Source organism: Bacillus sp. MN7755 (assembly GCF_054771475.1).
In genome coordinates this window covers 1-12,035 of the sequence record NZ_BTRL01000052.1, presented here as the reverse complement: position 1 = coordinate 12,035, position 12,035 = coordinate 1, and the positions used below count along the sequence as shown (strand labels likewise).

General features: G+C 32.8%; 14 protein-coding genes. 9 read left to right on the top strand and 5 right to left on the bottom strand.

Annotated features, from left to right (window positions below; all coding sequences use genetic code 11):
- Positions 1 to 288 precede the first annotated feature (288 nt).
- Positions 289 to 1,143, bottom strand: a complete 855-nt coding sequence (locus ACYVEC_RS30510; protein ID WP_063223533.1) for a manganese catalase family protein — start codon at positions 1,141 to 1,143, stop codon at positions 289 to 291.
- 396 nt (positions 1,144 to 1,539) lie between these two features.
- Between ACYVEC_RS30510 and ACYVEC_RS30505 the strand changes: the two genes are divergently transcribed.
- Positions 1,540 to 2,223 (top strand): hypothetical protein, encoded by a 684-nt coding sequence (locus ACYVEC_RS30505; protein WP_063223532.1) that lies wholly within the window; start codon positions 1,540 to 1,542, stop codon positions 2,221 to 2,223.
- 357 nt (positions 2,224 to 2,580) lie between these two features.
- On the opposite strand, the gene ACYVEC_RS30500 is transcribed toward ACYVEC_RS30505, so the two are convergent.
- Positions 2,581 to 3,714: a zinc-dependent alcohol dehydrogenase gene (locus tag ACYVEC_RS30500; RefSeq protein WP_460509574.1), complete on the bottom strand. Its 1,134-nt coding sequence runs from the start codon at positions 3,712 to 3,714 to the stop codon at positions 2,581 to 2,583.
- A gap of 267 nt (positions 3,715 to 3,981) precedes the next feature.
- Here ACYVEC_RS30500 and sasP point away from each other — a divergent pair, with 267 nt between their 5' ends.
- Both sasP and ACYVEC_RS30490 read left to right on the top strand, forming a co-directional pair.
- Positions 3,982 to 4,194 carry a small acid-soluble spore protein, SasP family gene (sasP, locus tag ACYVEC_RS30495; RefSeq protein WP_046959866.1) on the top strand — a complete coding sequence of 71 codons (213 nt, stop codon included), beginning with the start codon at positions 3,982 to 3,984 and terminating at the stop codon, positions 4,192 to 4,194.
- Positions 4,195 to 4,486: 292 nt separating this feature from the next.
- Positions 4,487 to 5,002, top strand: a complete 516-nt coding sequence (locus ACYVEC_RS30490; protein WP_063223530.1) for a DUF3231 family protein — start codon at positions 4,487 to 4,489, stop codon at positions 5,000 to 5,002.
- Positions 5,003 to 5,037: 35 nt separating this feature from the next.
- Here ACYVEC_RS30490 and ACYVEC_RS30485 read toward each other — a convergent pair whose 3' ends face one another.
- Positions 5,038 to 5,514 (bottom strand): YndM family protein, encoded by a 477-nt coding sequence (locus ACYVEC_RS30485; RefSeq protein WP_063223529.1) that lies wholly within the window; start codon positions 5,512 to 5,514, stop codon positions 5,038 to 5,040.
- Between the two features lie 274 nt (positions 5,515 to 5,788).
- Between ACYVEC_RS30485 and ACYVEC_RS30480 the strand changes: the two genes are divergently transcribed.
- From ACYVEC_RS30480 to ACYVEC_RS30470, 3 genes are all read left to right on the top strand, one after another.
- Positions 5,789 to 6,001 (top strand): alpha/beta-type small acid-soluble spore protein, encoded by a 213-nt coding sequence (locus ACYVEC_RS30480; protein WP_000069660.1) that lies wholly within the window; start codon positions 5,789 to 5,791, stop codon positions 5,999 to 6,001.
- Between the two features lie 208 nt (positions 6,002 to 6,209).
- Positions 6,210 to 6,362: a hypothetical protein gene (locus tag ACYVEC_RS30475; RefSeq protein ID WP_000872953.1), complete on the top strand. Its 153-nt coding sequence runs from the start codon at positions 6,210 to 6,212 to the stop codon at positions 6,360 to 6,362.
- A gap of 14 nt (positions 6,363 to 6,376) precedes the next feature.
- Positions 6,377 to 7,720 (top strand): amino acid permease, encoded by a 1,344-nt coding sequence (locus tag ACYVEC_RS30470; RefSeq protein WP_063223528.1) that lies wholly within the window; start codon positions 6,377 to 6,379, stop codon positions 7,718 to 7,720.
- Positions 7,721 to 7,772: 52 nt separating this feature from the next.
- Here the strand turns inward: ACYVEC_RS30470 and ACYVEC_RS30465 are convergent, their stop codons facing one another.
- Entirely contained in the window at positions 7,773 to 8,399 is a 627-nt protein-coding gene (locus tag ACYVEC_RS30465; RefSeq protein ID WP_063223527.1) for a LysE family transporter, read from the bottom strand.
- Between the two features lie 91 nt (positions 8,400 to 8,490).
- A complete protein-coding gene (locus tag ACYVEC_RS30460) occupies positions 8,491 to 9,249 on the bottom strand; it encodes a YqcI/YcgG family protein (RefSeq protein WP_063223526.1) in 759 nt (252 codons plus the stop codon).
- Between the two features lie 518 nt (positions 9,250 to 9,767).
- On the opposite strand from ACYVEC_RS30460, the gene cotF reads away from it, so the two are divergent.
- From cotF to ACYVEC_RS30445, 3 genes are all read left to right on the top strand, one after another.
- The gene (gene cotF / locus ACYVEC_RS30455) at positions 9,768 to 10,256 is read left to right on the top strand and encodes a spore coat protein CotF (protein ID WP_098557406.1); all 489 of its coding nucleotides are present in this window, start codon (positions 9,768 to 9,770) and stop codon (positions 10,254 to 10,256) included.
- A gap of 342 nt (positions 10,257 to 10,598) precedes the next feature.
- Complete coding sequence (locus tag ACYVEC_RS30450) at positions 10,599 to 11,105, top strand: DUF2243 domain-containing protein (RefSeq protein ID WP_000256787.1); 507 nt, start codon at positions 10,599 to 10,601, stop codon at positions 11,103 to 11,105.
- Positions 11,095 to 11,928 carry a cytochrome c oxidase assembly protein gene (locus ACYVEC_RS30445; protein WP_063223524.1) on the top strand — a complete coding sequence of 278 codons (834 nt, stop codon included), beginning with the start codon at positions 11,095 to 11,097 and terminating at the stop codon, positions 11,926 to 11,928. Before ACYVEC_RS30450 ends, ACYVEC_RS30445 begins: the two co-directional genes overlap by 11 nt.
- Positions 11,929 to 12,035: the final 107 nt, after the last annotated feature.

The window sequence follows — 12,035 nt, the reverse complement described above, 5'->3', positions numbered from 1 at the left end:
TCCAGGGATTGCAGGAGCAACTCTTTTAAAGAAAAATTAAAAGAAGAGGGGGACAAGCCCCTCCTCTTTTTTACAATATAGGGATGTTATATGTGAATAGAGGTAGGGAGGTTATAAGTAAGTATACAGTGGCGTCTAATGGTTCATAGAAACAAAATTAAGAGGAGCAGAAATATGATTTAAATAAAGAGGATTTATTAAAACATCCTATCACATTAACAACAAGCTTACATGAATTTTTATAAAGAACTATGACCAACCATGAATAAATAGTTGGCCATAATTATCTTAAAGATCCATATCTTTTAATCCGGGACTATGCTCATTTGGCATTTCAGGAAGCTCTGGTACAGGAAAACCTTTTGGCGGGTCAGTTACTGTTAGTGTTCCTTTGTTTCTACTTGGTGATTCACCTTGGAATATTTCTCCCATTCTTGTTGGATCTAAACTAAAATTAAATTGTGCGTTATGGAACCCCATGTCTACATACTTTCTGCACTCTGGGTATTTATTAATATCATAGTTCGGCACAGGGAAGAGTTTCCCCCATTCAACCCCAAGTGTCTCTAAAGCTTTTGCAAAAGCATTTTGATGTGCATTATCTCGTACAATTAAAAATGCAAGTGTTTCTCTAAAGGTTTGATTGGAACTCATTTCATAAATTCTAGTTTTTTGAAGTACACCTGTAGATTCAAGTACGACATTATCTAATAAATCGCTAATTAAGTTTCCATGACTATATACCCAAGATCCATTCCATGGGTTACCAGCTGCATCAACAGGTAATGAACTTTGAGCACCTACAATAAAGTGATGAGGATTTGCATGTTTAACCGCTTCGTCAAGTGGTGCTGTGTCAATACCAGCATTTCCTGGCGTAGGTTCACCAGATCCAGTTAATAGTTGATTAATTGTATGTTGTACAAGTTCTACATGGCTTATTTCCTCTAAAAAAACACCTCGAAGTAAATCACGATATTGCTTCTCTTTACCTCTAAAATTTGAGCTTTGGAAGAAGTATTGCATCATTGTACGCATTTCACCATAATGCCCACCTAATATTTCTTGTAAAACTTTTGCAGCAGCTGGATCTGGTTTATCCGGTTTAATCATATTAATTAGTTCCTCTTTATAATAAAACATGAAGTACACCTCTTTTTAAGATAGTTAACATTGTTATAGTTTCCAATAATAGGATGTTTATTACTTATATTTCTCTTTTCTCTGATTGTGGGTTTTTCCTCAAAAATGTGAAGGTGTGAAACAACCATTTTAAATTTGAGATGAGTGTGGGGAGATTTGAACTTGTATTGCTTTTAAATAAAGTCACGGTGTTATTAAAAAAAGAAGCATTGTTTTGAAGAAGGACGAGATGTTTATAAAAAAGTTACCATGATTTACTCCTTTGTGTTAAGTGACAAGAAAGTTGTTTCATTAAAAGGCCATTTTGTGAAATAAGAGGAAAGGTCTCATTCTCAATTTTAATAGACATTTTAATTCGCGTACTGATAGAATAAGCAGAAATATAATATAGGTGGGATGGAATTGAGAAAAAGATTAGGCTGCTTACACGCCCATTATTCGAATATAGAATATATAGAAAATGCACTTTCTTCATTTAACATTGAATTAATACATTTTGTTGACCCGGCATTAATGTATCGAGTTACATCAAATGAAAATTTCCTAGAATCAGATGCTCAACTGAAAGTTAAAGAGCAAATAGAATGGATTGCCCAATGTAATGTTGATGCTATCCTTATTACTTGCACAAACTATATTGCAATTTTACAGGAAGACCAACTCTCAACATCAGTGCCAATTATTAAAGTTGATGAACCTTTCTTTGATTACATCAGTAATATACAGCAACCTCAGACAATTCTTTTTACAAATCCTGCAACTGTTGAAGGTACAGTAAAACGTCTTAAACATCATGCTAATAACTATCAAAAATCTTTAGATTTAGAAGTTATTGTTATAGATAGTACTTTTGAATTGATAATGCAAGGGCTAAAAGAAGAATACAACCAAGAAATTACAAAGTCCTTAAATCAAATCATTAAAGATGAAAAGAAAGTTATCTCCGTTGCTCAATTATCTATGGTTGATGCATCTCAGCAAGTTGAGTATAAAACATCTAAGACTATTATTAATCCATTGAATACATTAGTATCTTACATTGTTAATCAATTAGAATTAGAGAAGAAAAATCAGTTATAAACTGATTTTTCCTTCAGTTAAAGGGCGTTTTAATTGAGCAAGGATCACAAAAATTATCAAACTTTTTTATAAAAGGATGATTCAATTAAATATAGAAAAAGCGTGTTTTAATCAAAAAAATTTTCAAAACACGCTTTTTCTATTTGTTCTTTTATCAAGGTTTATTAAATTAATTCAATCAAGCCTTATACAAAAGCTACAACTTGCATTTTTTGTATAATAAAGAGGGCATAAAAGAAGGTAGGATGTAATCAAAAATAACTACTAGTTTTGGGTGAAAAAGATAAGGGCATGGATTTTAATCTTATCTTTAGCTTTAAGAATAGTTAAAAATAATCATTTAAAAAGGATGTATTTTCAAGGCTTCAAAATGACTTTTATACAATCATCTTCCCGGTTATTAAAAATTTGATAACCATAGCTCGCTTCTTCAAGGGGGATTTTGTGTGTAATAATCTCTTTTGGATCGAATTCTTTGTTTGTTATTTTTTCAAATAGTTCCGGCATAAAATGAATAACAGGTGCTTGTCCCATTTTCAGATTAATATTTCTAACCCAAAATGCTCCGAGTGGAAATGCATTATAATTACCACCATAAACACCAGTCATTTGAACTGTTCCATATTTTCTTACGGCTTTCGTAGCAATTTGAATAGGACCGAGGGTACCACCTTGTAGTTTTAATTTTTGTTCCAGAAATTCTAGGGGTGATTTTTTACCATCCATGCCCACGCAATCAATGACTACATCCGCACCGCCATGTGTGATTTCTTTTAAATGTTCTCCCATATCAGGAAATTTTGTAAATTCAAATACCTCAACATTGTTAATCTTTTTTGCATAATTTATTCGATAATCTAAGTAATCGACTGCGATTACGCGTTTAGCACCTTGTATCCAAGCGAATTTTTGTGTCATTAATCCAACAGGTCCACAACCAAGGACAATAACAGTATCACCTGGTTTAACACCTGCATTTATTACACTCCAATAGGCTGTTGGCAAAACATCCGATAAAAAGAGTAGGGATTCATCTTCAAGTTCGCATGATTCCGGTATAACAAATGGAGTGAAATTTCCAAAAGGAACTTTTAAATATTCAGCTTGTCCGCCCGGATGGTTACCAAATTTCTCTGTATAACCAAAGTATCCACCAGAATCGTAATGAGGGTTCGAGTTATCACATTGACTTTCCATTTCGTGTTGGCAATAAAAACAATGTCCACAAGCAACATTAAAGGGGATAACAACACGATCTCCTTTTTTCACTTTAGTAACATCTGGGCCCACTTCTTCAACAATTCCCATTGGCTCATGGCCAATAATGTATCCTTGAGGTAAAGGCATGTTACCTTGATATAAATGTAAATCAGAACCGCAAATAGCGGTTGAAGTAATCTTTACAATAATATCATCTTTTTTCTCTAACTTTGCATCATCCACTTGTTTAACCTGTACTTGGTTTGGTCCTTGATAGGTTACAGCTTTCATAATTTTATATCTCCTTTTGAATCATTTCTCAAGACATACTTCATATGTATCTCTTTATACAACAGAAACCTTTCTTACACTCATTACAATGGGAATACACATAGTGTTGTTATGAATATGAAAGTATTTTATAGCAACTTTTTTCTCATTACTTTTAGCACTATTTTAAGAAGAAACCCAATATTTATGCATAATCTAATTCCCATAAAAAGGATAACTATTTTTTCATAATTCGTAGCATATTAATAACATCGGAGGTGAAACGATATGACAAACAATAACAGTGGAAGTCGTAATGAATTGTTAGTTCGAGGTGCTGAACAAGCTCTTGATCAAATGAAATATGAAATTGCACAAGAGTTTGGTGTACAACTTGGTGCAGATACAACAGCTCGTTCAAATGGATCTGTTGGTGGTGAAATTACAAAACGTTTAGTAGCAATGGCTGAACAACAACTTGGTGGTAGAGCTAACCGCTAAGTAAATCGGTATAAAATATAGCAAATATGTAAATCAATTTCTTTTGTGAATGTATAAAAGCAAACCCTTATAGTAAATGAATTCTCACTCAAAGATTATTGATAACCTTCTTTCATAATCTTTGGGTATTTAATTTGTAAACTACTTTCCTAAACAATAAACACGTGGTGTTGGAAAGGTGTTTTCCATGCATAGTAGAAAATCTTTTGCAGGAAAAAGCATACTTAAAAATTTGATTTCAATATTGAAATCAATATTTATCATGATATTTTCGAAAGGGAGGAATTTAAAAATGGGTATATTAAGTGGAAATCCTCAAAATGAACCTTTACATTACGGAGAGATATTTGACATTTGGAGTTATCTTCTTGCTGCACAGGGTGCGATTGCAAGCCATCAAGTATTTATGAATCACACAGGTGATGAAGATTTGAAGAAGTTTTTAGAAGGCTTAATTGAAAATGATATGAATTCGGAAATAGAAGAGTTAAAAACTCTTTTAAAGGTTAATGGGGTAGCTTTACCGCCTGCTCCGCCAGAACGACCAGTTGCATCTATCGAAGACATTCCTCCAGGAGCGCGTATTAATGATGCTGAAATTGCAGCAGCTGTTTCTGCAGGATTAGCAGCTGGACTTGTGACATGTAGTCAAGTGATGGGAAAATGTCTGCGAGAAGATGTAGGGATGCTATTCGGACAATTTCATATGAAAAAAGCACAAGCAGGTGTAACTTTGCTACGTTTAAGTAAGAAAAAAGGGTGGGTAGTTCCACCTCCGTTACATGTAAGAAATTCTGATCAAGCTTAATAAACAAAAATAAAAAAGTGGCATTGGCCACTTTTTTATTTTTTAGATGTATCCTCAAGCTTGGATTTATTTATTGTGGAAGAATCTATATATTCATCTGACATTTCCATAGCATATTTATCATGATGAATATGATTGTGATTTCTTAATTCATTGTCGTTACGCAGTACTAGCCTCTTCATATAAATGTGGAAGAAAATTTCTGTTCCACCAATAATTAAAGCGGCTATAAATGAAGAAAGTCCAATATTACGAGTAACATCTAAATCAGTAAACAAGGATGTTAGTAACCAAATTCCAAAGAAGCTTAAGCCTAAATCTGCTATTGTAGCAATCATATTTCCGTATTTAGGTAAAATGAAGAGATCTCCGATTAAATAGGCAGCTCCTGTAAGGAAAAGAGAAATTAGTAATACTTTAGGAATTGAAATGCCTTTAAAGATACTAAGTATAATTAGTAATACTGCAGTTATCGCTGTGTATTTAATTAATAAAGCAACAATATGTTTCATCATTTTCCTCCATTGTTTAAAAGTATATGGAATAAAATATTTCATTAAAAACGGGTTATGCTGTTAAATAGCTTAACCCGTTTTATGTTGTAATGGAGGCCTATTTATGATATCCCATGGCACGTAAGGTGTATTTCGTTCTCCTATACATTATTATTTTTGGTTTAAAGAGGATCAACTATACCTTTGAATTCACGGTCGTAATTACCAATTAATTAGCTATATATTTTAGCATGTAATTTAACATATTAAAGAAAGAAGGAGGTGAATGAACATGTCAAACAATAACAGTGGAAGTAGCAATCAATTATTAGTACGTGGCGCTGAACAAGCTCTTGATCAAATGAAATATGAAATTGCTCAAGAATTTGGCGTACAACTTGGTGCAGATGCAACAGCTCGTGCAAACGGATCTGTTGGTGGTGAAATTACGAAACGTCTCGTATCATTAGCTGAGCAACAACTTGGCGGTGGCGTTACTCGTTAATTTTATATATGAAATGGATATAGAGGAGAGGCATGCCGTCTCTCCTTTCTCATACATTTTTTTATAAATAAGCTTAGTAGCGTTACAATTTTTTCGACTTTATTTGTTTAACTGTTAGACTCTCGAGGTTTTAAATACATAATTAATTTTTGTGAAATAAAAGGATAAAAAATGAGAGGTTATATTTGATGCGAAAGGAGCAGAAAAAATGAAATATGAAGCGTTATTTACAGTTGAGATTTCTGTAGGAAGTGAAAGAGTAGCAAACCATAAAATAAAGGCTCATGATGTCGTTGATGTTGTTGAAAAGCTTGCTGAGAAGTACTTAAGTGATCATGAGGGGCATTCTCAAAATGAATAAAGGAGAATAGTGATATGACCTGTCATGATGTTAAGAACGAAACGAAAGAAAAAAAAGATTTAAAATGGTGGCAACTCTCACTTATTGGGATTGGCTGTACAATAGGGACCGGCTTCTTTTTAGGATCCAGTATAGGAATTAAAATAGGTGGTTCGTCAATTATTCTTATTCTTATTTTAACTGGATTTACTACTTATATTGTATTTGAAGCATTGGCAAAAATGGCTGTAGAAGATCCGCAAAAAGGATCTTTTCGCATTTACTCAAAAAAAGCTTTTGGAAATTGGGCGGGTTTTAGTCATGGATGGACATATTGGTGTTCTGAACTGCTTATTATGGGCAGCCAGTTAAGTGCGTTAGGAATCTTTTCACGCTACTGGTTTCCTAAAATACCCTTATGGATATTTGCTGCTATATATGGAGTAGCGGCTATATTAATTATTTTTATAGGGGTAAAGATATTCGAACGTTTAGAGAAATGGATGGCTATTATAAAAGTCGCTGCTATTATGGGGTTTATTGTAATTGCTATTTTAGTTATTTTAGGATTTATAAAGGGTGGTTTATATAAAGCACAAATTCCGCGGAATTTTAAAGATTGGTTCCCAAATGGATTAAAAGGCACTTGGTCTTCTCTAATTTATGCGTTTTATGCATTTGGAGGAATCGAAATTATGGGGTTAATGACAATAAGACTGAAAGACCCTAAAGATGCACAAAAATCAGGGAGAGTAATGTTAATGATTTTAACGATTATTTACGTAGTCTCTTTAGGGTTGGCAATTATGATGGTTCCGTTAAATCAGTTTAATACGAAAGAAAGTCCTTTTGTAATAGCGTTACAAGACTATAATTTGCCGTATGTGCCATTTATTTTAAATGTAGTATTAATTTTAGCGGGTTTTTCAACATTAGTTGGTTCATTATTTGCAGTGACAAGTGTATTAATGAACTTAGCTGAAGAAGGTGATGCACCTGCAATGTTTGCTAAAAAAAACAAAAAAAACATCTCTTTCCCAGCTCTAATTCTTATTATAATGGGACTTGGTGCTTCTATCCTTAGTGCTTTATTACTACCCAAAAATATATATGAATATGTAACAACTGCAGCTGGATTAATGTTGTTATATACATGGAGTCTCATTCTTCTTTCATTTTGGAGATTAATGAATCCAAAAGGTTGGATGCAGATAAAAAACATTATTGGTCTTATTATGATTGCACTAGCTGTTAGTGGGACATTATTGCAAAAAACAACGCGTTTTGGTTTCCTAGTGAGCTTGTTGTTTTTAGGAATAGTTATTATTGTTACTGTAATTGTTCATTTTGTCTCAAGGAAAAGGAATACAGCTATATGAAGAATCTATTTTTACACAATATGAGTAGTATGTAACAACTAAATAATAGAAGCTATTGAAAAATGATTTGGTAAGTTTGAAAACCAAAATATAATCCATAAATAATAAGTGATATTCCAGATACTACCGTTATAAGAGACAATATGCGAGCATTCAAAATTTTACGAAATATACTAGATGTACTCGCCATCGTAATATCCCAAATGAAAATACCTAAAATAATACCAAAGCTATATAACAAAAGCTGCTCTTTATTATAGGAAGAAGCGGCTTTTGCTAATATAGAGCCGAAAATTCCAAGCCAAAATAGAATTGTTAATGGATTCGATAAAGACATAAAAAAACCAGAAAAAAAGCTTTTAATAATTGAATCATCATTTCTAGTATTACTAATGCTAATTTGATTCGCATTTTTTAAACTTTCGATGCCTGTATAGATTAAAACAAAAGCGCCGAAAGACCATAAGAAAAGTTTTATAATATCTTTTTCGAGGAAATGAATTACACCTAAATAAACAAGTGCCATGTAGATAACATCTGCAAGTAAGGCTCCTATGCCAAGGATCCAAGCGTGAAAAAACCCACTCCTAATACCTTTTTCTAGCTGCGCAGCATTTATAGGTCCCATTGGAGCAGATAATGATAAACCTAAGAAAACATAGCTTAAAAATATGCCCACGTATAATATGCTCCTCCCACTAAATTTGATCTATATTAAATCTATTCAGTGGTTAAAGTTTGTACAACTAAATAATAAAAAACGGAGTGAATTACTTATTTTTATGAAAGTATTTTATGATTCGAGAAAATGGACACTTGGATGGGATGGTTTCATCATCACGTAAAAAATATTGCTGCCATTCATAATTATCTTTTTCACCATAATCTTTCAGAGAGGGATGAATAGGAGCTTTGTCATAAGCGGCTAGACGTTGACGTATTAAGTTTTTTAGTTTTCTACTGCGTTTCTCAGAATTCATAATCCCCTGTAAAACCCATCTAGGGGTTAAAGCAAGCATCATACATGAAAAATGTCTACTTTGTCTATTGACATGGGCGGGTGTAGCGCAGTAAACGAAATATGATTCATTATGATAACAAAATTCCCAAGTATTCTCCATAGGGTCATTTGGAATGTGCGTAGGCCATTCCATCTCGTCCAATCGACTAGTTGTATTAAGTAGAGACCAATAAATATGTTCAAAATCTTCAACTGTAGTTTCTCGCAGTAAATCTATTGGTGTATGAATAAAAACAATAAGTGAGGCGTATTGACCTGTGTCTCTAGAACATTCGGTATATTCTTTAAGTAATGCAGCAAAATCCTCGCTAGTATTCGTATCTCTAGGGTCACCAATAAATCCGTACCTGAGGTGATTTGCTGTAAAGCCGTGTTGAGCTGGTATACAAGGAAACAGTTTATTTTTATCTGTCATTTTTAATTTAAAAGAACGGAAAGCTTCTCGTTGCCAATGTGGAAGGGTAATAATATTTTTTTGTAAAGAGTCTTTATCATAAAGTATAGTCATCTTTTTATCCCTCCTAAGTCATAATATATACCCTATTAATTATTTAGGAATAGGTGACTAACACAGCTGAAGTAATTGTTTTTTAATCTATAAAAATAAAATGATTTAATGAAGAACCCCCTTCAATGTAGTTACTTTAATAGTTGATCTTTAATAATGTATAAATTTAAGTAACCATAAAATTTGAAAAATATATAAGGAATATGTAGGTACAATGTTCACATTTATATTTTCTAACTAATATGGTTTATAACGAAACAAGAAAGGATGTATTATGATGGGGATTTTTAAGGAAGAAAAAATTAAATTTATAGATTGTAAAGGCGAAGAAGTCATTTTGAAAATCAAAATTAAGGATATAAAAAAGTAAGGAAGAGGAATTAAGGATGCTTTATTGTGATTAACATAGAAGGATGAAAAGTAATCATGAATTAGATTGAAATGAATTCATGTAGTATAGGCCCTTTTTGAATTTTTTTGCATAGTGTGGCATGAATGAATATTAAGGGGGAACGTCTATGTCTTATCCTAATCAGCTAGCATGGCATGAAACATTGGAGTTACATGAATTAGTAGCATTTCAAGCAAACGGTTTAATCAAATTAAAAAAATCAGTTAGGAATGTACCTGATCAAGCACTTCAATCGTTATATATTAAAGCTATAAATGCCATAAATGCCATCCAAAACAATCTACAAGAGTTAGTACAATTTTATCCTTATGCTCCTGGATTTCAATCGCAGCATCGTGATGACACTGGATTTTACGCTGGAGATTTACTTGGATTAGCAAAGACATCTGTTCGAAACTATGCAATAGCGATTACCGAAACTGCAACGCCGCGACTTAGAGAAGTTTTAACCCGTCAAATAAATGGTGCTATACAATTACATGCACAGGTTTTTAACTTTATGTATGAACGTGGTTACTATCCAGCTTATGATTTAAAGCAACTATTAAAAAATGATGTTCAAAATGTGCAAAAGGCAATACAAATGCAATATTAAAATGAAGATTTGGAAATGATCATGAGAGAAAAACTATAGTTTATTTACAGAGTATCAAATAGTTAAGACTAAATGGTAATTTCCATTGTTAATAAATTGAGTAAATGCTAAAAATATAGATTCATTCTAAAATGTTAAAGAAATTATACTAGCGCTATTTTAGAATGGTGAACCCCTTAAAGCTTTTTTAGTGAGTTTTAATCAAATATTAAATACGCTTGAGAATAAGTATTTATATGATACATCTAATTGAATGTTATTTTCCTTTGGCACTAAGTATGTTTAGCACGTTTTTCTTTTGGGAAAAATAAGAATATACATTAGTGGAAAGGATAGGATTTAATGGTTACCAAAACCGATAATACAAGCTATTTAACCTCTTCTGTTTATTTGACCCGTAATCTATGGTCAGGTATCTTGTTTGGGCTAGGGTTAGTAGCTTTTATAGATGAAACTATTTTTCATCAACTGCTACATTGGCATCATTTCTATGATAAATCTACAACAGATATTGGACTCATTTCAGATGGTCTTTTTCATGCTTTTAGTTGGTTTGCAACGATTGGTTCCTTGTTTATGGTTGCTGATCTTCGCCGTAGAAATGCATTTTGGTTGAAAAGATGGTGGAGCGGATTAATGCTTGGTAGTGGTGGATTTCAATTATATGACGGTATAATTCAACACAAACTAATGAAAATACATCAGATTCGATACGTAGATAATGTTCTTATCTACGACGTAATATGGAATATAATTGCGACTGTAATGCTCTTAATTGGCATTCTGCTAGTTTTTCAGACAAGAACTGATGAAAGATTATTGAGAGGTAAAAGCTTAAATGAACAATAACCATCTGCATCATGAAATATGGAATGCACTGGATATTGTACTATTCGTATTCATTTTAATTATGTTAATAATTTATATAGTAGCCACGATTTTATCAAATCGCCATTACAAACGATGGCCGTTATATCGAAGTGTCTTCTGGGTTTTAGGACTTATTTGTGTGGCAATAGCAGTTGTTGGGCCCTTAGCTCATCGTGCTCATAATGATTTCACAGTGCATATGCTTGTGCATTTACTTCTTGGGATGCTTGCTCCAATTTTTATAGCATTAGCCGCTCCAATGACTCTTTTTTTACGAACGCTCAATGTGAGAACAGCGCGACGTCTTTCAAGGATACTAAAGAGTAGGTCTCTACAACTTCTTACTCATCCAATTATCGCAACCTTGCTTAATTTAGGAGGACTATGGATTCTCTATACGACTAGCTTATACTCGATGATGCACGAAAGTATACTTCTTCATTTGTTCATACATTTCCACGTTTTTATTGCAGGATATCTGTTTACCACATCAATGATTTATGTTGATTTAATATCCCATAGGTATAGCTATATGTACCGGTCAATTATTTTAATAATTGCATCAGCTGGTCATGGGATATTATCAAAATACATATATGCTCATCCGCCTGCTGGTGTAGTTACTGAACAAGCTGAAATTGGGGGCGTGCTGATGTATTATGGAGGGGATTTCATTGATATTGTTCTTATTTTTATACTTTGTTTGCAATGGTCTAGGGGTAGCAGACAGAGAACAAAAGTTAATAATGTAGTAAGGTCATGGGATGTATCGGATTTTTTGAAACTAAAAACTTTGAAATGAAATTTAGTTAAACTGTATTATGGATTAAGTATGGTATGAACAAAATTTAAAAAAGTATGTTAAAAGTAAAAAGAGCAGTTATTTCTTTGAACTGCACCCCAATTGTT